General features: G+C 62.7%; 23 protein-coding genes. 7 read left to right on the forward strand and 16 right to left on the reverse strand.

The features are described 5' to 3' along the window. Positions 1-31 precede the first annotated feature (31 nt). Positions 32-418, reverse strand: coding sequence for a PRC-barrel domain-containing protein (locus HHL25_RS12820; protein ID WP_169591174.1), 387 nt, complete (start codon positions 416-418; stop codon positions 32-34). A gap of 303 nt (positions 419-721) precedes the next feature. On the opposite strand from HHL25_RS12820, the gene HHL25_RS12825 reads away from it, so the two are divergent. After that, positions 722-2,437 (forward strand): long-chain fatty acid--CoA ligase, encoded by a 1,716-nt coding sequence (locus HHL25_RS12825; protein WP_169591178.1) that lies wholly within the window; start codon positions 722-724, stop codon positions 2,435-2,437. Between the two features lie 130 nt (positions 2,438-2,567). Further along, complete coding sequence (gene pgi / locus HHL25_RS12830; RefSeq protein ID WP_169591182.1) at positions 2,568-4,196, forward strand: glucose-6-phosphate isomerase; 1,629 nt, start codon at positions 2,568-2,570, stop codon at positions 4,194-4,196. A gap of 115 nt (positions 4,197-4,311) precedes the next feature. On the opposite strand, the gene HHL25_RS23420 is transcribed toward pgi, so the two are convergent. From HHL25_RS23420 to HHL25_RS12845, 3 genes are all read right to left on the reverse strand, one after another. Further along, positions 4,312-4,740 carry a hypothetical protein gene (locus HHL25_RS23420; protein WP_205927822.1) on the reverse strand — a complete coding sequence of 143 codons (429 nt, stop codon included), beginning with the start codon at positions 4,738-4,740 and terminating at the stop codon, positions 4,312-4,314. Positions 4,741-4,885: 145 nt separating this feature from the next. Continuing rightward, complete coding sequence (locus HHL25_RS12840) at positions 4,886-5,812, reverse strand: carbohydrate kinase family protein (RefSeq protein ID WP_169591186.1); 927 nt, start codon at positions 5,810-5,812, stop codon at positions 4,886-4,888. Between the two features lie 77 nt (positions 5,813-5,889). Continuing rightward, the gene (locus HHL25_RS12845) at positions 5,890-6,582 is read right to left on the reverse strand and encodes an orotate phosphoribosyltransferase (protein ID WP_169591191.1); all 693 of its coding nucleotides are present in this window, start codon (positions 6,580-6,582) and stop codon (positions 5,890-5,892) included. A 324-nt stretch (positions 6,583-6,906) separates the two neighbouring features. On the opposite strand from HHL25_RS12845, the gene HHL25_RS12850 reads away from it, so the two are divergent. Next, positions 6,907-7,491 (forward strand): ferritin-like domain-containing protein, encoded by a 585-nt coding sequence (locus HHL25_RS12850; protein ID WP_205927823.1) that lies wholly within the window; start codon positions 6,907-6,909, stop codon positions 7,489-7,491. Between the two features lie 72 nt (positions 7,492-7,563). Here the strand turns inward: HHL25_RS12850 and HHL25_RS12855 are convergent, their stop codons facing one another. The 11 genes from HHL25_RS12855 to pxpB all read right to left on the reverse strand — a co-directional run bounded on the left by HHL25_RS12855 (position 7,564) and on the right by pxpB (position 19,163). Further along, entirely contained in the window at positions 7,564-8,610 is a 1,047-nt protein-coding gene (locus HHL25_RS12855; RefSeq protein WP_169591195.1) for a hypothetical protein, read from the reverse strand. Positions 8,611-9,498: 888 nt separating this feature from the next. Beyond that, positions 9,499-9,852, reverse strand: a complete 354-nt coding sequence (locus HHL25_RS12860; protein WP_169591198.1) for a DUF805 domain-containing protein — start codon at positions 9,850-9,852, stop codon at positions 9,499-9,501. A gap of 108 nt (positions 9,853-9,960) precedes the next feature. Further along, positions 9,961-10,998, reverse strand: a complete 1,038-nt coding sequence (pyrC, locus tag HHL25_RS12865) for a dihydroorotase (RefSeq protein WP_169591202.1) — start codon at positions 10,996-10,998, stop codon at positions 9,961-9,963. A gap of 66 nt (positions 10,999-11,064) precedes the next feature. Next, a complete protein-coding gene (locus HHL25_RS12870; protein ID WP_169591206.1) occupies positions 11,065-12,150 on the reverse strand; it encodes an HD domain-containing phosphohydrolase in 1,086 nt (361 codons plus the stop codon). An 18-nt stretch (positions 12,151-12,168) separates the two neighbouring features. After that, the gene (locus HHL25_RS12875) at positions 12,169-14,388 is read right to left on the reverse strand and encodes an ATP-binding protein (protein WP_169591209.1); all 2,220 of its coding nucleotides are present in this window, start codon (positions 14,386-14,388) and stop codon (positions 12,169-12,171) included. 26 nt (positions 14,389-14,414) lie between these two features. Continuing rightward, entirely contained in the window at positions 14,415-14,909 is a 495-nt protein-coding gene (locus HHL25_RS12880) for a molybdopterin-dependent oxidoreductase (protein WP_169591213.1), read from the reverse strand. A gap of 26 nt (positions 14,910-14,935) precedes the next feature. Next, entirely contained in the window at positions 14,936-15,328 is a 393-nt protein-coding gene (locus HHL25_RS12885; protein ID WP_169591216.1) for a response regulator, read from the reverse strand. A 210-nt stretch (positions 15,329-15,538) separates the two neighbouring features. Continuing rightward, complete coding sequence (locus tag HHL25_RS12890) at positions 15,539-16,261, reverse strand: Crp/Fnr family transcriptional regulator (RefSeq protein WP_169591219.1); 723 nt, start codon at positions 16,259-16,261, stop codon at positions 15,539-15,541. A gap of 156 nt (positions 16,262-16,417) precedes the next feature. After that, complete coding sequence (locus HHL25_RS12895) at positions 16,418-17,458, reverse strand: proline racemase family protein (RefSeq protein WP_169591222.1); 1,041 nt, start codon at positions 17,456-17,458, stop codon at positions 16,418-16,420. A 17-nt stretch (positions 17,459-17,475) separates the two neighbouring features. Then, the gene (locus tag HHL25_RS12900) at positions 17,476-18,501 is read right to left on the reverse strand and encodes a 5-oxoprolinase subunit C family protein (protein WP_169591226.1); all 1,026 of its coding nucleotides are present in this window, start codon (positions 18,499-18,501) and stop codon (positions 17,476-17,478) included. Beyond that, positions 18,498-19,163, reverse strand: a complete 666-nt coding sequence (pxpB, locus tag HHL25_RS12905) for a 5-oxoprolinase subunit PxpB (RefSeq protein WP_169591240.1) — start codon at positions 19,161-19,163, stop codon at positions 18,498-18,500. The genes HHL25_RS12900 and pxpB overlap by 4 nt, the downstream gene beginning before the upstream one ends. A 143-nt stretch (positions 19,164-19,306) precedes the next feature. On the opposite strand from pxpB, the gene HHL25_RS12910 reads away from it, so the two are divergent. The 4 genes from HHL25_RS12910 to HHL25_RS12925 are packed head-to-tail and all read left to right on the forward strand — an operon-like array spanning position 19,307 to position 22,308. Next, the gene (locus HHL25_RS12910) at positions 19,307-20,071 is read left to right on the forward strand and encodes a LamB/YcsF family protein (RefSeq protein ID WP_169591244.1); all 765 of its coding nucleotides are present in this window, start codon (positions 19,307-19,309) and stop codon (positions 20,069-20,071) included. A 10-nt stretch (positions 20,072-20,081) separates the two neighbouring features. Next, entirely contained in the window at positions 20,082-20,546 is a 465-nt protein-coding gene (gene accB / locus HHL25_RS12915; RefSeq protein WP_169591248.1) for an acetyl-CoA carboxylase biotin carboxyl carrier protein, read from the forward strand. Positions 20,547-20,551: 5 nt separating this feature from the next. Further along, positions 20,552-21,907, forward strand: coding sequence for an acetyl-CoA carboxylase biotin carboxylase subunit (gene accC / locus HHL25_RS12920; RefSeq protein WP_169591250.1), 1,356 nt, complete (start codon positions 20,552-20,554; stop codon positions 21,905-21,907). Next, positions 21,907-22,308 carry a hypothetical protein gene (locus tag HHL25_RS12925; protein ID WP_169591253.1) on the forward strand — a complete coding sequence of 134 codons (402 nt, stop codon included), beginning with the start codon at positions 21,907-21,909 and terminating at the stop codon, positions 22,306-22,308. Before accC ends, HHL25_RS12925 begins: the two co-directional genes overlap by 1 nt. Positions 22,309-22,359: 51 nt before the next feature. On the opposite strand, the gene HHL25_RS12930 is transcribed toward HHL25_RS12925, so the two are convergent. Continuing rightward, positions 22,360-23,604 (reverse strand): alpha/beta hydrolase, encoded by a 1,245-nt coding sequence (locus HHL25_RS12930; RefSeq protein ID WP_246701826.1) that lies wholly within the window; start codon positions 23,602-23,604, stop codon positions 22,360-22,362. Positions 23,605-23,673 lie beyond the last annotated feature (69 nt).

The following is a 23,673-nucleotide window of genomic DNA, read 5'->3' on the forward strand; positions in this document are numbered from 1 at the left end:
TGCGGGGCCTTCGCAAGTTCGCTCAGAGCATTCAGATCCAGTACGGCGAGACACCGTAATAGTCGTAGACCTCCCGACCATTGTCGCGATACCAGTCGTGATCGGTTTCGCGAAGGCGCGGCGCCTTTTCGATCTGTTCCTTCGTCAGGTCGATGCGATAGCCGTCAAGGCGTTCGTCATAGGTGAGCTTTTCCCACGGCAGGGGATAGTAGTCGTCGCCGATCCCAAGAAAGCCCCCGAAACTCAGCACGGCATAGGCTACGCGGCCGCCGCGCTTTTCCAGAATGATCCGCTTGATCGATCCGATCCGGCCATCGTCGGAACCATAGACGGCAGTGCCGTCGACCTTGTCGCTGGCAATCAGCGACGGGGTGTCCTTGACATAGGGGTCGCTCTTCAAAGTCTGGGTATTGTGCATGACGCACCTCCTCGTTTCCTTGGTTGATACCCATTCGAAACGAATGGCTCGCCATGAAAGTTCCTCGAGACCCGGCCAGGCGCAGAGCGACATGCCCATTTCGCCGCAATCCCTACTACAGCAATACCTAAACAGCACTGCTTGCCCGTGAGACGAATTGACGCTTACGTCAAGGTTATATAGAGCTGTGAGGGCTTGAACCGGGTCGCCAAAGGCATAAGCTCGATGAAAGCATCTGGGAGGATAACATGCCGACGGCAACGCGCCGCGGTATGAAGCAGGAACGACTACGGGAGGAAATGCATGTCGGACGTCACGAGCCGCCTCAGTGGCCGCGCAGCTGAAAAGATATGGCTTTCGTCATATCCATCCACGGTGCCGGCGGAAATCGCGCCGCATGCGCATGCCTCGCTCGGCGCGCTTTTCGAAAGCAGCTGCAAGACCTATGCCGACCGGCTCGCCTTTTCCAGCATGGGCCGCGGCATGACTTTCCGCGAACTGGAGATCCAGTCGCGCAAGGTTGCCGCCTGGCTGCAGTCGAAAGGACTGGTCAAGGGCGACCGCGTAGCGGTCATGACCCCGAACATCCTGCAGAACCCGATCACCGTCTACGGCATCCTTCGTGCCGGCCTGACCGTCGTCAACGTCAATCCGCTCTACACCCCCCGGGAGCTGGAACATCAGTTGAAGGACGCAGGCGCCAAGGCGATCTTCGTGCTCGAGAACTTCGCCAACACCGTGCAGCAGGTGCTACCCAGGACGCCGGTGCAGCACGTGGTCGTCGCCACCATGGGCGACATGCTGGGCTTCAAGGGCCACATCGTCAACATCGTCGTGCGCAAGGTGAAGAAGCTCGTCCCGGCCTGGTCGATCCCGGGACATGTCAGCTTCAAGCGCGTGCTGTCCGAAGGCGCAGGCAAGTCCCTCAAGCCGGTTGATGTAACCGGCAACGATGTGGCTTTCCTTCAGTATACAGGCGGCACGACCGGGGTTTCCAAGGGCGCCACGCTCACCCACGCCAACCTTCTGGCCAACAAGCAGCAGATTTCGATGTGGCTCGAGGCCGCCTTCGAACTCAAGGGCCGGCCGGACGTTATGACGTTCATCTGCGCACTTCCGCTCTACCACATCTTCGCGCTGACCGTGAACTCGCTGATGGGCATTGCGACGGGCAGCCACAATGTGCTGATCGCCAATCCCCGCGACATTCCTGCCTTCGTCAAGGAACTGCAGAACCACAAGGCGCATATCTTCCCGGGGCTCAACACGCTGTTCAACGCGCTGATGAACAACCCGGACTTCAAGAACCTCGATTTCTCGTCGCTGCTGCTCGTGCTCGGCGGGGGCATGGCCGTGCAGCGCCCGGTGGCCGAGCGCTGGTACAAGATGACGGGCTGCCCGATCACCGAAGGCTATGGGCTGTCGGAGACATCACCGGTGGCAACCGTCAACCGGCTGGACAGCACCGAGTTCAGCGGGATGATCGGCCTGCCGCTTCCCTCGACCGACATCGAGATCCGCGACGAGGACGGCCATACGCTGCCGGTCGGCGAGGTCGGCGAGATCTGCATTCGTGGCCCGCAGGTCATGGCGGGCTACTGGCAGCGCCCCGAGGAGACGGCCAAGGTCATGACCGATGACGGCTTCTTCCGCTCGGGCGACATGGGGATGATGAACGAAGGCGGCTACATCAAGATCGTCGACCGCAAGAAGGACATGATCCTGGTGTCCGGCTTCAACGTCTATCCGAACGAGATCGAGGAAGTGGCCGCCATGCATCCCGGCGTTCTCGAATGCGCGGCGATCGGCGTGCCGGACGAACATTCCGGCGAGGCGGTCAAGCTGTTCGTGGTCAAGAAGGATCCGCAGCTCAGCGAGGCGGACGTCAAGGCCCATTGCGCGGCGAACCTCACCAACTACAAGCGGCCCCGCTACATCGAATTCCGCAGCGAATTGCCGAAATCGAACGTGGGCAAGATCCTGCGCCGCGAACTGCGCGACAACCCACCCGCCAAGTAACCAGCGGGCAGCAACAACAAAAAGCCTCGACCGGATATCGCCCTCGACATCCGGTCGGCATCCCATGCTTGATCGCATCTTTCTCGCAGAATAGTGTCTCCGGCATCTCCGTCAAATCAGGGACACGACGATGCAATCCATCATCGACAAACTCACGAGCACCGCAGCCGCCACCCGTGCGGAAGACTTGCGCGCCGCCTTTGCCGCTGATGCACAGCGCTTCGACCGTTTCAGCGCCTCGCTCGACGACCTGCTGATGGACTACTCCAAATGTGCCGTGAACGAAGAGATCATGGCCCTGCTGGAAGAGCTATGCGACGCCGCCGGCGTGGCCGCGAAACGCGATGCGATGTTTTCCGGTGAGGCGATCAACTTCACCGAAGGCCGGGCTGTGCTGCACACGGCGCTTCGCAACCGCTCGAACGCGCCGGTGCTTGTCGACGGACACGACGTCATGGCGGACGTCAACGCGGTGCTGGCCGGGATGGGCACGTTTGCCGAAGGAATTCGCTCGGGTGAGCTGCGAGGCGCGACCGGCAAGGCGATCACCGACGTCGTCAATATCGGTATCGGCGGGTCCGATCTCGGTCCGGTGATGGCGACGCTGGCGCTTGCCCCCTTCCATGACGGCCCTCGCCTGCACTTCGTGTCGAATGTCGATGGCGCCCATATCGGCGACACGCTGAAGATCCTTTCTGCGGAGACGACCCTCTTCATCGTCGCCTCGAAGACGTTCACCACCATCGAGACGATGACCAACGCCCAGACCGCGCGCCGCTTCGTCGCGGAAGCGCTGGGCGAAGCCGCCGTCGGCAAGCACTTCGCCGCCGTCTCCACCGCGCTCGACAAGGTCGCCGCCTTCGGCATCGACGCGACGCGCGTGTTCGGTTTCTGGGACTGGGTCGGTGGACGTTATTCCATCTGGTCGGCGATCGGCCTGCCGCTGATGATCGCGGTCGGCAAGGACGATTTCGGCCGGTTCCTCGATGGCGGCCACTCGATCGACGAACATTTCCGCTCCGCCCCGTTCCGCCAGAACCTGCCGATGCTGCTCGGCGCGATCGGCGTCTATCATCGCAACGTGCTCGGCTACCAAACCCGGGCGATCCTGCCCTACGACCAGCGCCTGTTGCGATTTCCCGCCTACCTTCAGCAGCTCGACATGGAATCGAACGGCAAGAGCGTGACCATCGACGGCAAGCCGGTCGCCGGCGGTTCGGGCCCGGTCGTCTGGGGCGAGCCGGGGACCAATGGGCAGCATGCCTTCTACCAGCTCATCCACCAAGGTACGAGCATCATCCCCGCCGAGTTCATGATCGCCGCAAACGGTTTCGAGCCGGAACTGCGCCACCAGCACGAACTGCTGATCGCCAATTGCCTGGCGCAGTCCGAGGCGCTGATGAAGGGGCGTACGCTCGCGGAAGCTAAGGCACAGCTGACGACCAAGGGCATGGACGAGGCACAGGCCGATTTCATTGCTCCGCACCGCGTCTTCTCCGGCAACCGCCCGTCGATCACCTTCGTCTACGACCAGCTGACGCCGTTTGCTCTCGGCCGCCTCATCGCGCTTTACGAGCACCGCGTCTTCGTCGAGGGCGTCCTCTTCCGCATCAACTCGTTCGACCAGTGGGGCGTGGAGTTGGGCAAGGAACTGGCGACGGGGCTGCTGCCGGTCGTCGAGGGCAAGGTCGCCGCGACCGGCCACGACAGTTCGACGGCGGGGTTGGTTGGAGCGCTGGCAGAGCGGAAGATGGGGTGAGCACAGCGTGTCGTGAGGCTGTCGTCGCCGGCGCGTTGTCGTATGGCGCCCGCATCTGGAAGCATCAAGGCTTCCCTGTCAGGTTGCAGTCCAATCGCCGTGCCGGCCGGCTGCCTCACCGGCTTGCAAGCATCTTATCAAGTGCATTCTTCAACAGATCGGCGGATGCATAGTCGAAATGAGACTGGTAGAATTCGATCCCCTGCCGCGCTTTATCGGTAAAGTCGATGCGGGAAGTATCGGTCGCCATATCCACCGGCTCACCGGTCGCCGCCGAGATCTTCAAGGTCATGCCCAGGAAGGCCGAACTTTCGTCAAGGGACATCTCGCCGCTGCGGATTTGGTCATTCATCCAGTCAAACAATTCCTGCCGGGTCATGCTGGTGAAATCGAGGGTCTGCCCCTCGGCGCTGCTGCCGGTGGCTTCGCGCGTGTCCGCGGTGCGTGCGCGAAGTGCCGCCCCGAATTCCTGCGTGTCGGCGCGCGTTCCCGCAAGGCTCCGTGAACCTGAGGACAGATAGCCGGCGCCCGTGTCAACCTTCATGACTTCTTCCCTTCTGCCTCGCTCTCAATCGCAATTCACTCTTGCGTCAAACTGCAACGAGAGAAGGGCGTCGAAAAAAAGTCTGCCTAGCCCAGCGCGCAGCCAGGTCTGGATTCCTTAGAAAGGCCCGTCTTGCGGCCTTACTTCAGAACCCGATCTCCGCTGCCGTCGGCGGGTTGGCTCCGGCCCGCGACACCGTCACCGCCGCCGCCTTGGCACCGATGGTCAGCGCCTCGCGCACGGCGTCTTCCGACAACGTCGCGACCTTCTCCTTGGTGAGCAGCCCCTGACGCTTCAGCGAGGCGAGGATGCCCGCGTCGAAGGTGTCACCGGCACCGACGGTATCGACGACCTCGACCTTGTTCGAGGGCACCGAGACCTTGAAATTCGCGGTGTAGGCGGTCGCCCCTTCCGCCCCCTTGGTGAGCACCACGAGCTTGGCGCCGCGCGTCAGCCAGTAGGCGGCACGTTCGTCCTGGCTGCCGGGCAGGTCGAACCAGTCCAGGTCCTCGTCGGAGAATTTCAGGATGTCGGACATGTCCGCCATGCGGGCGATGCGGGCCTGATGGGCCGCCTTGTCCTTGATGAAGCCGGGGCGGATGTTCGGGTCGAGCGAGATGACGCGGGTCTTGTGCTCACGGGTCATAAGCGCCTCGTAGGTCGAGCCGCAGGGTTCCGGAATGAGGCTGATCGCGCCGAAATGCAGCGCCTCGCAGCTGTCGTCCAGGGTCGGCAGGTCCGCCTCGGTGATCATGCGGCCGGCGGTGTTTTCGTCATAGAAAGCGTAGGACGCCTGGCCGTTGGTGAGCTTCACCAAGGCGATGGTGCAGGGGCGCGAAAGCGTCGCGCAATAGCTGAAGTCGACGCCGGAGGATTTCAGCGTGTCACGCAGGATGTCACCCAGCATGTCGTCGGACAGGCCGGTGAAGAAGCCGGTCGGGATGCCGAGGCGCCCCAGCGCAATCGCCGTGTTGAAGATCGCGCCGCCCGCATAGGGGGCGAAGGCGCGCTCGCCGAGCGTCGTTTCGCGTGGCAACATGTCGATCAGCGCTTCGCCGCAACACAGGATCATCTCGACCTCCCCGATATTCGCTTCAATCGATTTAAACGAATTCCCCCGGCTGCGCCAGTGCGTTCATGAGCATTTGCTCAGGCGAGAGACGAAACCCCGCCATTGCGACCGGACCAGGCGAGCGGGGCATCGAGGAAGGCCTCGACTTCCGACAGCGTCTTCTCGTCGAACAGCTTCTGCTCGCGGGCGACGGCGAGAACGTTGCGCCAGGTGGCGATGTGGTGGAGCGTGACCTTGCCGTCGGCAAAACGCTGCTCAGCCTCGGGGAAGATCCCGTAGTAGAACAGCGCGATACCGTGATCGACGGTGCCTCCGGCCGCACGAATGGCATCGATGAACTTGAACATGCTGCCGCCGGCCGTCGTCAGGTCCTCGATGACCAGAACCCGCGCGCCTTCCGGCATGTAGCCTTCGATCTGAGCGTTGCGGCCATGCCCCTTCGGCGCCTTGCGCACATAGATCATCGGCAGGCCTAGGCGTTCGGCCAGGAAGGCGGCAAAGGGAATGCCGGCCGTCTCGCCACCGGCCACCACGTCGAACTGCTCGAAGCCGGCGTTGCGCATGACGGTCGCGGCGGCAAAATCCATGATCGCCGAGCGGATGCGCGGATAGGAGATCAGCTTCCGGCAATCGATATAGACGGGGCTCATCATGCCCGACGAGAGCTTGTAGGGCTTGTCCGCCGAGAAATGGACCGCCTTGATCTCCCACAGCATCTTCGCCATCAGTTCCGCCATGACGGCGGGCTCGGGAAAGGTCGTGGTGGTCATGGGCGGGCTCTCCTAAGGTCACGGTTGCGCTCTCGCGCATAGCAGTTCATGCGACGCTCCGCCAGAGCGCGATTGCTGTCGACAGATCACCCTCGCCGCTGTCGCAATGCGGTACCGGCGATCCCTTAGGGCCAGATTTTCTTATTTGTTACAGAGAGTTAATCTTCCGCTTACGGCAATTTAATCCGCAGCCGCCTTATATACATAGTGATTTGCATATATTTATTGATTGACGGCATCCGCGAGGCAAGCCGGCCGCGACTTGGACCGGACCAGGCGGTTCGGATCGAAAGTCGCCGAGGAAACATCAAAAGGAGAATGGGAATGAGCCATATCAAGCGCGCGCTGCTCGCAGCCACCATGGCGGTGTCCGCCGCTGCAACGGCCGTTATCGCACCGGCTGGCGCCGCGACACTCGACGCGGCCGCTCACGCCGCCATCCAGGCAGCGCTCGAGGACGAACATAAGGCGGAAGCCTTCTATGCAGCCGTGATGGAGAAGTTCGGCGAGGTCCGTCCGTTCAGCAACATCATCCGCGCCGAGCAGAAGCATGCGTCCGCGCTCAACCGTCTGCTCCAGACCTACGGACAGGAGCAGACGGTCGACAACCCCTATCTCGGATCCGCCGAGGTGGCGGCTGCGGTTCCCGCAACGCTCGCGGAAGCATGCCGGATGGGCGTCGATGCGGAGATCGCCAATCGTGAACTCTACGACACGAAGTTGATACCTGCGGCCCAAGACTATGCCGAGATCAAGTCAGTGTTCAGTGCCCTGCGGGACGCCTCTGAAAACAGGCATCTCCCGGCCTTCGAGCGGTGCGGTAGCGGCCAGGGGCAGGGACACGGCATGGGCATGGGTATGGGCGCGGGTATGGGAATGGGCCACGGCAACAATGCCGGAGACCTTTGATCTCCTTGCCTGACGGCAGAGAGGCCCGCGGCTGGCGCGGGCCTCTTGTCGGGCGAATGACCGGTCAGTCGGTCAGTTCGAGACTTCGCTACTGCATTCCGGGTTGAAGCGCAGGAGGAAGGGGGCAGCGGCGCTGCAGCTGCCGGAGCTGGTGCGCAGGGACGCCGTCTTCACAGGCTTTTCCGGAGCAGGAACAACAACGACCGGGGTCGGCTTGGCCGGATGGTGAGGCTTCTTGCCCCCATGCTTGCCATGATGCTTGTCGTGGTGCTTGCCAGGCTTGCCGGGCTTGTCATGGTGTTTGCCGGGCTTGCCATGGTCCTTGCCAGGCTTACCGTCATGCTTGCCGGGTTTGCCTTCACCCTTGCCGGGCTTGCCACGGTGATCGCCGTCGCGACCGTCATGCTTGTCCTTGCCGCGCTTGTCCTTACCCTTTTCCTTGTCATCGTGACCATGGCGGCCCTTGTCCTTGCCGCGCGACTTGTCACGCTCGCTCTTGGGTTCCTTGGCATCGCGGTCATGCTTGCCCTTACCCTTGCCGTCGGACTTGCCGCGCTCGTCCTTCGGGCCTTTCATATCCCCGTCCTTGGAACGGTCCTCGCCACGATTGTCGCCTTCCTTGCCGGACGGGCCCTTGTCGTCACCGCCCTTGGAGCGGTCCTCGCCGCGGCTGTCGCCTTCCTTGCCCGACGGACCCTTGTCGTCGCCGCCCTTGGAGCGGTCCTCGCCACGGTTGTCGTCTTCCTTGCCGGACGGGCCCTTGCCGTCACCGCCCTTGGAGCGGTCCTCGCCACGGTTGTCGTCTTCCTTGCCCGACGGGCCCTTGTCGTCGCCGCCCCTGGAGCGGTCTTCGCCACGGCTGTCGTCTTCCTTGCCGGACGGGCCCTTGTCGTCGCCGCCCCTGGAGCGGTCTTCGCCACGGCTGTCGTCTTCCTTGCCGGACGGACCCTTGTCCGAACCCTTTTCGCTTCCGCCCGGACGATCACCGCCGCGCGAACTGCCTCCCTTGTCCTGGCTGGACTGTGCCGCATAGGCAGCCCCGACGAATTGTGTCGACGGCAGTCCGATGGTGGTAGTGGCGAACAGGGTCGCCAATACGTAAACAGCGCTCTTCCTCACAGAAATACTGCCGGCTGAGCTATACAGATTCCGGATTTTATGGATGCGACGCATAACTCTCTACTCCACACAAGCCAAAAGACGAACAACTCGTCTTGCGTTCAAGAGTTATCCACAGATTTGTTTCTTCTTCAATTGAAGATTAGCAATTTATAAACCATGGTAAATTTCGAAAATTTTCATCTGTACTCATTTTTAATAAAAGTTTAACTCATCAATACTATTAACTACTTTCACTTACCAATTAACGGATGAAACCCGGAAAGCTGACGGAACGCGCCAGGACGCCCCGAAATGCGACCAAAACCAGCCTGAATCAGATCACAGCGCAGGCGACCGGAAGAAGAAAAACTGTTTAGAATCAAATTCCAGGACAGCCCGACCGGCGTTCGGCCGGAAAACGGGCGCGGCGCTTAGCCGAGAGCCTCGCCTGGCACTGGCGGCGCCCCGGTCGAGCGGCGGCTGCCCGCATCCGGCATCTCGCAGCACGGCACCGGAACAGCCCGAAATGGAGCCTGCAGAGCTCCGGGCGAAAGGCATGTCGACGTGCAACGCCGCGCCGACGGCCCGGCGGTAACAACGGGAAAGGGGGAAATTCGACAAGGCAGATCAAAGTGACGAGGACGTCACCCACCGGTTTTCACAGGGGCCGGGAACGGAAGAGACGCGCAAGAAACCGCGCCGGAAAGGCATCACAACAGCGCGGGCTTGGCAATGCGAATGGGGAGCAGCCCCTCGGCTCGGATCAGCCAGCACAGGGAGAGAGGTCCGCGGACTTCGCGAAGAGGCACCGGATTGCCGGCGCCCGCAAAAGACCCGGGCGGCCGTTCAATCGGGCCGCCCGGTGGGGGTATTCGAACGCAGTCGACGCTTCAAGCAGTCGACGCCTCAAGCAGCCGGCTGCGGTCCGAAGCGGTTATCGCCCTGCTGGCCCGGCTGGACATTGAAGTAGATGAGCACAATCCAGCCGATCACCGGAATGAGACCGAGAAGCAGCCACCAGCCGCTGCGGTCGATATCGTGCAGGCGCCGGACGCCCACGGCAATGCTCGGCAGGATCAGCGCCAGCCCGGTCACGGTGTTCAGAACCGGTGAACCGAACACTGCGCCGTCAATGATGCTCGTCACCAGATTGACGAGGAAATTGAAGAGCACGAACCACCAGAACTCCGGACGGCCCGCGCGGCCGGTGAAGGTGGCATATTTCGACAGAACGGTACGAATGGAATCCTGAAAACCCATGTAGATCTAGCCCCGAATGAAGAAAAGACACTTGAATGGCGTCTAGGCTAGACAGTGCACCGGAACAAGACAATCGGCCGATGCAATCAAAATTGGCCGATCGGGTTGTTACTCCACGTCCCAGTGCAACGGAAACATCGGATCGAACACCGTGACCGGTCCCGCCCCCGTCTCGATCTTGGCCGGGAAGTCGACAGCGTCCTCGCGCCGAACAAGGGTGATCGTCTCCGTGTTCGGAGCAAGGCCGTACCAGGCAGGACCGTTCAGCGAGGCGAAGGCTTCAAGCTTGTCGAGCGCGTGCTCCTCTTCGAACACATGGGCAAGGCAGCTCATGGTGTTGATCGAGGTGTAGATGCCGGCGCAGCCGCAAGCGCATTCCTTGAGCGGATCGACATGGGGAGCGGAATCGGTACCGAGGAAGAAGCGGCGGTCGCCGGACGTGGCAGCAGTGCGCAAGGCCAGGCGATGGCTTTCGCGCTTGGCGACGGGCAGGCAGTAGTAGTGCGGCTTGATGCCGCCGACGAGGATGGCGTTGCGATTGATGATGAGGTGATGGGTGGTGATGGAGCCGGCGATATTGCGTTCGGCGGAACGGATGTAGTCGATGCCGTCCGAGGTGGTCAGATGCTCCATGGTGACCTTGAGTTCCGGCAGCTTCCGGCGCAGCGGATCTAGGACAGTGTCGATGAAGACCTTCTCGCGATCGAAGATGTCGACCTCCGGGGTCGTGACTTCGCCGTGCACGCAGAGCGGCAAGCCGATCTTGGCCATCCGCTCCAGCACCGGCATCGCCTTTGCCATGTCACGGACGCCGCCATGCGAATTGGTGGTCGCTCCGGCCGGGTAGAGCTTCACGGCGGTGATGAGGCCGCTTTTCTTTCCCTCTTCCACGTCATCCGGATTTGTATCCTCGGTGAGATAGAGGGTCATCAGCGGCTCGAAACGATCGCCCTTCGGCAGGGCGGCCATGATCCGTTCGCGATAGGCGCGCGCATCCGCGGTGGTAACCACCGGCGGGACGAGATTGGGCATGATGATCGCCCGGGCGAAATGGCGGCTCGTGTCGCCGACCACCCCCTCGAGCATCGCGCCGTCGCGCAGATGCAGGTGCCAATCATCGGGGCGGCGGATGGTGAGCGAGCGCATGGTCAATCTCCGGGCGTAAGCGATGCCCGCAGATAGCACGTTCGCCGCGTCGATCAAACCCGCGTGTCAGGCGACCTTGCCGGCCTGCAACGCGAGGGCCTTTTCAGCCTCTTCAAGCTGCTCGCGGCGGTCGTTGTCCATGATTTCACGGATCCTCGGCAATGCACGCTGGAACGCCGCCACGCAATCCGGATCGAACTGGCTACCGGCGCGACCGACGATGTGTTCGACCGTGCGCTCGAAGGACCAGGCCGGCTTGTAGGGGCGCTCGGTCGTCAGCGCGTCGAAGTTGTCAGCGATGCAGATGATCCGGCCCGAGATCGGGATGGCGTCGCCGGCCAGGCGGTTCGGATAGCCCTGGCCATCCCAGCGCTCGTGATGGCTCGCCGCAATCTCCGAGGCGAGCTGCAGCAGGGAGGAATGGGAGCGCGCTAGGATATCGCTGCCGATCTGGGCATGCGACTGCATCTGGCGGTACTCGGCCTCGGTCAGGCGGCCCTGCTTCAGCAGCACCGTGTCCGGCATAGCGACCTTGCCGATGTCATGCATCGGGGCGGCGAGCCGGATGTCGTTGCAGAATTGCTCCGGCAGACCGAGTTCAATGGCGATCGCTTCGGCATACGCGGCAACGCGAAGCGTGTGGCGCGAGGTTTCCGGATCCTTGTAGCCGGCGGCAAGCGTCAGGCGGTGGATGATCTCCTGCTCGCGCTGGCGCAGTTCACCAACAGCGCGGTCGACCTCGCGGCGCAGCCATTCCGCCTGGTCGGCGAGCTGGCGGCGGGCGCGTGCGAGCGAGACGATGTTCTGTACGCGCGCCTGGAACTCGACCGGGTTGATCGGCTTCGTCAGGAAGTCGATCGCGCCGGCATTAAGCGCAGCCATGCGGGTCGTCATATCCTTGTCCGCCGTGACGAAGATCACCGGAACCTGGGCATATTTGTCGAAACGCACGATCTCGGTGAATAGCTCTACGCCGTTGTAGACCGGCATCTGGTAGTCGATGATCGCGATATCGAAATCGAGATCCGGCAGTGCGGAGAGAACCGCGTCGGGACTGTCGAAGCCGACCGCTTCGCAGCTGTCGAGCTTCGCGACGAGTTTCGTCAGCAGTTTCAGGTTGGTGCTGTTGTCATCGACCAGCAGGATACGCATGGACGCCTCCCTAAGCTCTCAAGCTACGAGTTTGAATTTGAGGGTTTCGATTTCGCCGGTCAGCCTGTCGACATCGGCGGGAGAAGGACGACCGTCGCGCATCGCGTGCGCCCGATCGGCTAGGTCGTTGAGACCGATGTTCACGGCGGCACCCTTGATGGTGTGCAGCACGCGGTCGATCTTCTGGGGGTCATGGTTGGCGAGGGCCACGTGCAGTTCCTGAATGAGGGCGGCCGCATCCTGGAAGAAGGATTCGACGAGTTCGTAGAACACGTCTTCGCCCAATGCGTCGACGAGCTCCGACTGACGGGCTTCGTCGAGGCCCTCGATTGCCAGTTCCGGGATAGACGGGAAATCCGTGTCGTCCATGTTGATCAGCTCCGGCAGGCCGCCTTCGTCGGCGGCATCTTCGTTTCCGGCGTCGGCCGGCACATCGACAATCGACTTCACCACGTTGCGCAGCCGCTCCATCGTGACGGGCTTGGATTCGAAGCCCGCCATGCCGGCCTCGATGCAGCGCCGCCGGTCGTCGTCGGAGGCGTTTGCCGTCATCGCGATGATCGGAGCCGACGAGGACGGGCCGCCTTCGGCGATGATCCGGCGGGTCGCCTCGATGCCGTCCATCACCGGCATCTGCATGTCCATCAGGATGACGTCGAAGCTCTCCTCGCCTGCAAGCGTGACTGCTTCCGCGCCGTCATTCGCCACCACGACATCCTGTCCCAGCCGGTCCAGGAAGCGGGTCGCGACCATCTGGTTCACGCGGTTGTCCTCGACGAGCAGGATGCGCAGGCGCGGCAACGGCGCCTTGTCGGCAAAGCCGCCCTGGCGACGGACCTCGTCCTTGCCGACCGCCACCACGGAAAGCTCGAACCAGAAAATGCTGCCGACACCGACGGTGCTGCTCATGCCGAGCTCGCCGCCGAGCTTCTCGACGATCTGCTTGCAGATGGTCAGGCCGAGGCCCGTGCCGCCATATTTCCGGGTGATCGACGCATCGACCTGGGAGAAGGGCTTGAAGAGCTTGGCGAGGCCGACCTCATCGATGCCGATGCCGGTGTCCTCCACCTCGAAGCGCAGCATCAGCTTGCCGTGGCGATAGAACTCGCGAAGGCGCAGGGTCACGGTACCCTTGCTGGTGAACTTGACCGCGTTGGACAGGAGGTTCAGTAGCACCTGGCGCAGACGGGTGGGGTCGGTACGGACATAGAGCGCGTCGAGTGAATCCGGAATATCGAGCACGACGGTGTTGCCATGATCGTCGGCGCGGCCGCGGATGATGCTGACGGTGGTTTCGGCAAGGGCACGAATATCCACGGCACGCTCTTCGAGTTCGAGCTTGCCGTGCTCGATCTTCGAATAGTCGAGGATCTCGTTGATGACCTCCAGCAGTGCCTCGCCGGACGAACGGATCGTCTTGACGCTGGAGCGCGCATCATCGGGAAGTTCGGAAAACTCGAGGATTTCCGACATGCCGAGAATGGCGTTAAGCGGCGTGCGGATTTCATGTCCCATGGTCGCCATGAACTGGGATTTCGCCCGGTTGCCGGCATCCGCAGCCTCATAGGCTTCGCTGACGCGACGCGCCATGCCCTCAAGTTCCAGACCCGCCTTGCGAACCGACTTGAGCTGGCGACGCAGGGTGACGACCAGGAAGACGACCGAGATCATGAGCAGAGCGAGCATGATCGCCGAGGTTCGCTCGAGTTCAAAGACGGTCTCGCGGGCATCCGAGCGCTCGATGCTCAGCCGCATGTTGGTATGAACCAAAAGATCTTCGGTCCGTACCGCCAAGTCGGCGAGCGTGCTGTCAATCTCTTCAAGTTCCTCTGTCGTGGGTGCCCGACCGGCAGCATATGCGTCAAACGCAGGCTCCAGACCAGCGACGCCGGCAGAGATCTCGGAAAGCAGCCGGGCGACCTTCTCATCTTGCGAGAAGTAGCTGCTGAACTTCGATTCCTTCACCAGCCCGGCCCTGGAAAAGAGAATGTCATAGCGCAGGACGAGTTCGTCGGCGCGACCGGTCCCGGGCGCCTGGCGCCGCAATTCGGCAACGCTGTAATCAAGAGCGCGGACTTCCCGATCCAGCTGATAGACCGACCAAACGGCGTTTTCGCGGATACCGTCCTGCAGAAAGCGGAACTGCCGGGAGATGTCGACGAACAGCATGATCAGCACGAAGAGCAGGACAGCCGACAACAGCTGCAGGATCAGGGTGGTACTCCCTGCCTTGCGCATGATGTCACCGCTTCTGCGCAAACGTGTCACCGCACGACCTCGATTTCCTTGATCTGCCAGACCGACCGGGTGAAATACTTCTCGTTGTAGAGCGAGTGATCCTTGTCGAACGGATAGACCAGCATCAGGGGTCCCTTCGTCCGAACGGTCATCGGCTTGCCGTCGAGACGGGTGGCGAGGATCGTGTCCAAATCGACGGCATCGGCAAAGGGAACCTCGGCGGAATAGCCATTCAGCGCCCGCACGATCAGCATGGTGCCTTCGGCGCCAGCGGCCTCCAGCACCTTGCGGAGATAGGGGCCGGTGAACTCGACCTCACCCTTCGTCCACGGCGTTTCCATTTTCGCGGCGCGGCCTTCGATGGCCTCGATCATCGTGAGGTCAAAGGCGGCGCTACCGTCGTGATTGGCATTCTTGACGCTGCCGGAAATCGTCAGGACCACCGGTCCGGCCGGTGCGTCCAGTGCAAGAGCAGGGCTTGCAACGCAGGCCACGAGGGCGAGAGCAAGGAGCGTTTTCATGCGTTTCTTCCCGTATAGCTTCGATCTCAACCGGCAAGCGCCGAGGGAAAAGACGGGCACCCGAGGCAAGAAGACAGGAGTGCACGGAAAGCGACCGCCTCGACGGGCTTGGTCAGGAAATCGGTGACGCCGACCCCCTGCGCGCTCTCGCGCAGCTTTGGCTCCTGATCGGCGGTCACCATGACGACCGGAATAGCATCGTAGCGCGACATCATGCGGATCGCCTTGATGAACTGCAGTCCGCTCATGCCCGGCAACATGTGATCGACGATCAGCATGTTGAAGAGGGTATTATGACAAAGCGACAGGGCCTTCGTGGCATCTGCCTCGACGACGATGTCTTCGTCCGTCACCTTCTTCGCGAGATGCTTCAGGATCATTGCATTCGTAGCATTGTCTTCAACGATCAGGATCGTCATTCCGCTCTTCCCTCGCCGCAAAGCGCCTGTTGTGCCTTGGTTCTAGCAGGGGGACACTGATTTTGATTGAACCGTTTTGAATCAATTTTACGGATTGCTACATTAAGATGATCTTAAGTTTTTAGCGCACGCTAAAAGAACGGGTCCGGAAACGACAAGCGTCCGGACCCGTTCTTGAAGAAGCTCGGTCATGCTCTGGAAAGCGGGCGATCAGCCCTCGAGGGCGCGAGAAATTCGGCGGGACAGTTCGACCGGATTTTTCAGTACGATGGCACGGCTGGTGCGCTCGATCAGTTGCTCGCGGATCAGCTTGGACATCTCGCGGGACACTGTCTCTCGGCTGGATCCGATATGCTCGGCCAGTTCGGCGTGCACGAGGGGCGGCGAGATGATCCGCTCCCGGCCGCCGTCCCCCCGCAATCGCGAAAGCCTCAGCAGGGTATTGTAAAGGCGATGCTTTGTGTCGAGGAACGACAGTTCCGAGATCCTCTCGTTCATGACGCGGATGCGGCGGGAGAGCAACTGCATCAACGCCAGACAGACCTCCGGGCGATTGCGCAGGATATCGTGGAAGACCACATAGGGAATAACGGTCACGACCGCATCACTGACAGCCATCAGGCTTGCGGAACGCGCCATATCGTCAATCGCCGACAGCTCGCCCAGCAGGTCGCCGCGTCGAAAGGTGCCGAGGATTGCCTCTTTGCCAACGGTAAAACGGAGAACGGCGCGGATTTCTCCACTCTGGACAACAAAGACATCCTTCGACAGATCCTCGTAGTCGACCAGACTTTCACCCGCGCAGAGAGATCTCGTATGGCAACGGGACAGCCATTCGTTGTCTTCGCCCGCAGTCAAGCTGGCAAATATCGAAGTTCCGCGCAGCGTAGAGAGGTTCTGCGGGTTGGTCTGCAGGTTGGTTCCTGTCGTCAAACGGCTCTTCCACTTTTGTTATACTTGCAGCAGCATGGGCTGGACAAATGCAGAGACTTCTTATGCCCCGATCGGCACAAAGAGCAAGCCGGATCGGGACACGAAAGCCGTGGATCAATTACCAATTGGTAAAAAGTTGATCCGGAACTCGCCGTATTAACCAATCGAGCCGGCCGAAGGCCCCCAGACATCGGTCAGGGCGAAGCCCTCGGCCAGCGGGTCGAAGGGGTCGAGTGCCACCTGATGCAGGCCGAACGTGAAGCCACGCCCGCTGATCGTCGGAATGACGGCCGGACGGCCGGCCACCTCGGTCAGCTCCTTGAAGCCGACCTCGAACTCCGAACCGATGATCGAACGGGAGGTCAGGACATCGCCGACCTTGACCTTGCCGCGGGCATGCAGCGTCGCTAGATTGGAGGAACTGCCTGTTCCACAGGGCGAGCGGTCGACGCGACCCGGCCACATCGTGGTGCAGGTGCGGATCGCGCCATCGGGGTCGACGTCGCGGAACATCACATAGGCGACGCCGGAAATCGCCGGAATTTCCGGGTGAACCACCGGGATGCGGCGGTTGATCTCTTCTTTGAGGATCATCCCGGCCTCGACCAGGGCGCGGGCATTCGCCTTGTCGATCTTGAGCCCGACCTGGCCGACATCCACGAGCGCATAGAAGATACCGCCATAACTGAGATCGAAGGTGATACGGCCCCACTGCTCGGTTTCAAGGCTGACATCCAGCTCGTGCACGAAGGACGGAACCATGGTGAGCTTGACCCGCTCGCAACGGCCGTCGCGGCAGGTGGCGGTGGCGGTGACAAGGCCGGCTGCGGTATCCAGCGCGACGGTGGTCTCAGGCTCCTGCATCTCGACGATCCCGCTTTCGAGAAGCGCCGTGGTCATGCAGATGGAGTTGGAGCCGGAACTCGCATGCGCCTGATCGGGCTGCAGGATGACCATCCCGGCATCCGCCTTCGGATGCTTGGCAGGCAAGAGGAGATTGACCGAACCGATCGGGGCTCCGCGCGGCTCGAGCACGAGGAAGCGTCGCAGTTCCTGGCCCTTGGGATCGTTGTTCAGCCAATGCAGCTGCTCGGCGATCGTTTCGCCCGGGATCTTCGGCACGCCACCAACGGCAACCTTGCCGATCTCGCCCTCGCAGTGGACGTCAACCAGCTGAATCGTACGCTTCCATCTCATCAATATTACTCCGTCAATCAGGATGATCGGTCGGCACCGGCAAGGGCCGACAGAATTTCGGGATGCCGTGCATCCTTGCGGGCAAGGGCAGCGAACGCGGCTGCGCGATTGAGCCGCGCACGCTGCTCACGCAGCGCCGCCACTGCCTCGCTGCGGCTGACCAGGGAAAACCGCAACAGGCTCCCGACCGGCGCCTGGCCGAGGCGCCAGAGATCGGCCTCGATCACATGGGCGATCTTCGGATAACCACCGCAGGTATTCGCCTCGGCCAGCTGGATGATCGGCTGGCCTGATGGCGGCGCCTGCACGGTGCCCGGCATGATGCCGTGCGAATGCAGTTCGAGCTTTCGCGTCAGCCTGAGTTCGGTGCCCGACAATCGATAGCCCTGCCGATTGGCGTCTTCGGTGACCTTCCACGGCGTGGTCTCGAAGGCCGTGGCAGCCGACGCCTCGAAGAACTGGTGTTCGGCGCCCGGGACGACACGGATCGGGTTGGTTTCCGCAAGATCGGAGGCTGCACGCCCCAAGGCGACCGGATCAAGCCCGAAACCCGCTGGCAGGGCGGTCAGGGGGACCGAATGCGGCGTGAAGACGAGCCGGTCGCCGCGGCGCAGGCCTCGCCCCTCCAGTCCGCCCCACCCGCTCTTCAGGTCCGTCGCGGCCGAGCCCAGCACGTTTTCGACGACGATCCCGCCCGCGACCGCGAGATAGGCACGCGCGCCGGAACGCGGCAGGCCGAGTTCGAGAACATCGCCGCTTCGAACGGGCAATGCCCACCACGCGGGATGGAGGTTTCCATTGAGGCTCACGGGACAGTCGGCACCAGTCACCGCGACGAGGGCGGAATGGCTGAATCTTGCCCGAAAGGGAAAGACGGCGATCTCGATCGCGGCGGCGCCGGCATCGTTGCCGATCATGCGGTTGGCAATTTCCAAGGCCGACGCATCCATGGCACCCGAACGCGAGACCCCGGCGTCGAGATAACCGAAGCGCCCCAGATCCTGAACCGAGTTCGCGGCCCCCGTCGTGAGGATCTCGATCATGCGCGGACCTCCGTTGCGATGAAGCGGATGCGATCACCGGCTCGAAGAGCCGCCGGCGGTTCACGCTTCGCGTCGAACAGGGAGAAATCGGTATGGCCGAGAATATGCCATCCCGACGGCGCCGTCAGGGGCATGATGCCTGCCTGCGCGCCGCCGATGATGACCGAGCCGACCGGCACACCCATGCGGGGTACGGCGCGGCGCGGCAGGGCAAGATCGGGATCGAGGCCCGAGAGATAGACGAAACCCGGCATCGCGCCGACCGCCGCGACCGAATAGACCGGTGCGGTGTGCATTTCGACCAGCCGCCCGACAGTCAGCCCCTTGGCGGCCGCAACCTCCTTCAGGTCGCTGCCGTCGTTTCCGTAGACCACGGGGATGTCGACCAGCCGGCCGACCGCCGAACCCGGTTCCGCACGACGCCAGCCGTCCAGCAGTTGCGCTTCCAGCTTTTCGGGGTCGAGACGCAAGGGGTCGAAGACCACCATCAGGTTGTTCATGCCAGGTGCCGTCTCGGACACGCCGTCGATCTCGCGCAGGCTGCGGGCCAGAACCCACAGCCGTTCCTGCAGCACCGGATCGAAGACGGGACCGGCAACATCGAAGAGCAGCGCACCGGCGCCCTCTGCACTGATCCGTGGATTGTCGTCACCCTGTCGCATATCGACCGTCGCAGTTCCGCTTGTTCGCATTCTGATATATCAGAGGATTTGAAAGACCCAAAGCATTTCTTCACCGGCCCCTGTGCAAGCCGGCGTCCTCGACCTAAACTTTGCCCAGAAGGCAGAAACGGAGCGTAAGCGTCATGACAATCAGCGTCGATCTCAATTCCGACATGGGCGAGGGATTCGGAGCCTATCGCATGGGCGACGACGACGCGATGCTCTCGATCGTCAGCTCGGCGAATATCGCTTGCGGGCTGCATGCCGGCGACCCGGAAATCATGGCGACGACGTTCGCGACGGCCAAGGCCAAAGGCGTGGCAGTCGGCGCGCATCCGGGCTTCCCCGATCTGTGGGGTTTCGGCCGTCGCAACATACCGTTTTCGGCGGGTGAAATCGAACGGCTCGTCGCCTACCAGATCGGCGCGGCACAAGCCCTTTCCACTTATGCCGGCCATCCGATCACCCATGTGAAGGCCCATGGCGCGCTCGGCAACCTGACCCAGCAGGACGAAACCGTGGCACGCGCCGTCAACAATGCCGTGAAGGCCGTCGATCCGAGCCTGGTCTGCCTGACGATCGCGCTCGGGCACCAGGAACGACTGGCGCGTGAAATGGGTCTGAACTGCCGTTCCGAGATCTTCGCCGACCGCGCCTACACGGATGAAGGTTTCCTGGTGCATCGCAGCCAGCCGGGCGCGGTGATCCATGACGCCGATGCCGCAGCCAGACGCGTCGTGAGGATGGTGAAGAACGGATCGATCGAAACGATCACCGGACGCGTCATCGTCACGTCGATCGATTCGATCTGCGTTCACAGCGACACGCCGTCGGCCGTAGGCATCGCCCGGACCGTACGCGAGGCGCTCGAAGCCGCCGGTGTCACCGTCGCCAACTTCCTTCGCTGAGGAGGCCCCGATGGATCTCACCGTGATCGAACGACTGATGGAAATGCTGCAGAACTCGTCCCTCAACGAAATGGAGGTCAGCGAGAACGGCATGCGGATCCGCCTGTCCAAGACAGCCCCGCGCAGCAACGGAGTGTCCGCGGCCGCGCCGTCGATGCGCCAGAGTTCGCCCGAAGCCATGGCCGCCGCCGAGATCGCCGCCCTGATGGCGCTACCGGATGTCGCCGAGACCGACGAGGTCGTGATCGTCGCGGGCCTCTCCGGAACCTTCTACCGCGCGCCGGCTCCGGGTGCCGAACCGTATGCGAAGGAGGGCGACGTGGTCGAGGAAGGCCAGACGATCGCTCTCGTCGAGGCCATGAAGATGCTCAATCCGGTCGAAGCGCCGCGCTCCGGTCGCATCACCCGTATCCTGATCGAGGACGGTGAGCCGGTTACGCCTGGCACCGCACTTGCCTTGCTCGGCAGGGACTGACGCTGATGTTCGACAGCGTCTTGATCGCCAATCGCGGAGAGATCGCACTCCGCATCCTCCGGGCCTGCCGGGATCTCGGCCTTAGGACCATTGCCGTTCATTCCAAGGCTGATGCGGGCCTGCGCCATGTCGCTCTTGCAGATCAGGCGCTCTGTATCGGCCCCGCCCCGGCGGCACGAAGCTATCTGGACAAGCACGAGATCCTGCTTGCCGCGCAACTGACCGGGGCCGGCGCCATCCATCCCGGCTATGGCTTTCTTTCCGAAAACGCCGACTTCGCCGAAATGGTCGAACGCTCTGGCATCGCCTTCGTCGGCCCGCCGGCCTCGGCAATCCGCATAATGGGTGACAAGGTTTCGGCCAAGCGGGCGATGATCGCCGCGGGTGTCCCTTGCGTCCCAGGACCGGATAGCGCGCTCCCCGACGATCCGGACCGCATCGCGGCGATCGGCGCAGAGACCGGCTATCCGCTGATCGTCAAGGCTTCGGGCGGCGGCGGTGGTCGCGGGATGCGGATCGTGCGCGAGGCCGCCTCGCTCATCTCCGCCGTCTCGCTGGCGCGCGAGGAGGCCGGCCGGGCCTTCGGCAATCCCGAGGTCTATGTCGAGCGCTTTCTCGAATTTCCCCGTCACGTCGAGATCCAGGTTCTCGCCGACGCCCATGGCAATGCGATCCATCTCGGCGCCCGCGACTGCTCCACGCAGCGCCGGCATCAGAAGCTGATCGAGGAGGCGCCGCCACCCGGCATCGACCCGGTGGCGATCGACCGCATCGGCCGCCGCTGCGCGGCCGCCTGCGTTGCAATCGGCTATCGCGGAGCGGGAACATTCGAGTTCCTCTACGAGGACGGCGAATTCTACTTCATCGAGATGAACACCCGCGTGCAGGTGGAGCATCCGGTCACCGAAGAGATCACCGGGATCGACATCGTCCGCGAACAGCTGTTGATCGCCATGGGAGAGCCGCTCGGGGTCGCGCAGGAGGACGTGCGCTTCGACGGCCATGCCATCGAGTGCCGGATCAATGCCGAAAACCCGTTCCGCTTCACGCCCTCGCCGGGACGGCTCAGCCGATTTGTCGCCCCGGGAGGACCCGGCATACGCCTGGATACGCATCTCTATCCCGGCTACGAGATCCCGCCCAATTACGATTCCCTCATCGCCAAGCTGATTGCCCATGGCCCGACGCGCGAGATCGCGATTGCCCGCATGCGCCGGGCGCTCGGCGAGATGACGATCGAGGGCGTCGAGAGCTCCGGCCCGCTGCATTCCCTGCTGATGGCGGAGCCAGGCATCCTGGCCGGCGGGTTCGACATCCATCATCTCGAGCGGCTGATGGCCGACGGATTCGGGAGAGCCTGATGAGCGAGCATCCGATCGAAACACTGCTTGCACTCATGCAACGATACGGCATCGAAGTCTTCGAATTCGAGGACGGCGACCGGCATCTCCTTCTCAGTGCGGGAGACGTCGTCGAGACCGCGGATCCCGTCCCTTTGGCGCCGGCACCCGCGAGGGCGGGAGAGACCATCCCGGCTCCGCATATCGGGATATTCGAACCCCGGCATTCCCTCGGCGACAGCCAGGGTTCCCTGCCGCGCCTGGTCAGGCAGGGCGAGATCATCGGCCTGCTGAAGGCTGGAGGGCTGTTGCGGCCGGTCCTGGCGCCGTCCGACGGCATCCTGTCGCGGCAGATCCTGGAGACCGGCGCACTGGCCGGCTACGGCACGGCCCTCTTCGAGATGCACGTCAGGACAATCTAGGCGCAAAGCTCGGGACGCGCGGCTGCGGGGCCGCAGCCACACGCGCGGCGTTCACGGCTGTGCCGGTATCAGCGCCTCGCCGGCAGAACCGAGCGTATTGCCGGCCGAATTTCCGAGCAGCATCCATTGACGGCTGTAGCTGCGGCGCGTGCGGGGATCGAAGATGGCGATCGGCGTGCTGATGACGGTGCTTGCCGCCTGGCCGACCGTGGTGCTGGCGCCAATTGCGACGGCACCGAGGCTCTCGCCCAGCCCGACCGCGGAATCCGTCACCGCCTGGCCGGCAATCAGGCGATCGCCGATGAGGCGCACGACTTCCGGGCTCTCGGCGAACTTGCCGTGATTGAGCGGATCGCCGGACTTGAGCTTGGTCAGATCGAGCACGGAGATACCCGCCATTTCGAGCTGCGAGCGATAGGGCTCCTGGGTCGGATCAATGTGACCAAGCCGTTCGACATTGCCGGAAATACGCTTGGAAAGCGTCAGCGCGCGGTCGTCGCGCGAGACGAACAGGGTGAAGTGCGGAGGCTTATCGCCGAAGCTCTGGTATTGCCGGCTGAAGACGTCGACGTCGAGATCGGGCGCGGCCAGGATGACATTGCCGATCTTGGGATCGATGCCGCCGTTGCGGATCGCCATCTGGCGAAGTGCCTCCACGGCGAGCCAGGTGCCCATCGAGTGGGCCATCACCGTCACCTCGCCGACCGCGGGATTGCGGGCGATCTGCGTCAGCAGATCCTCCAGCGCATCCCGCGAATAATTGGTGCTTTCCTTGTCGTAGTTGTAGTCGAAGACCGTGCCCCGCGACGGCCAGGTAAATACCACCGGCACCACGTCGGCCTTGGAGTCGTGAACGATCTGGGCGAAGCGGTAGACCGCCTCCTCATAGAGGTTGTTGAAGCCGTGGACGAAAACGAGCACGCGCCGGCTCTCAGGCACATGCGTCTTCAGCCAGGCCTCACCTTCCTGCCTGCTCTCGATCGGGTCGACGGCAACGGTCGCGAATTCCTTGTGCGGATCCGGCGGCAGTCGTTTCGGCCATTGCACCTGGCCAATCTCGCGCTTCGCATCCGGCGGGATCGAGATGGTCACCGCGTCGATCATCAGGCCGGAACCGCGCTCGCCGGTGAACAGGATCGCCTTGTCGGCCGCCGGGGCCCGCGTGGTCGCCGCGATCAGCTCGACCTTGGTTGCACCGTCGGCGTGGTGATTGGTCGGCTCCATGACGCCGATCGGCCGGCCCGCGCAGGCGGCAAGGGCGAAAGCAACCAGACCGAGGAACGCGGTTCTGCGCAGCGCCGAACCGCTTGCTGTCCGGGACAGGACCCGTCCCGAAATCTCGGTGTGATCAGGATACACTCGCAC

Source organism: Rhizobium terricola, from assembly GCF_012927355.1.
GTDB classification, from domain to species: domain Bacteria; phylum Pseudomonadota; class Alphaproteobacteria; order Rhizobiales; family Rhizobiaceae; genus Allorhizobium; species Allorhizobium terricola.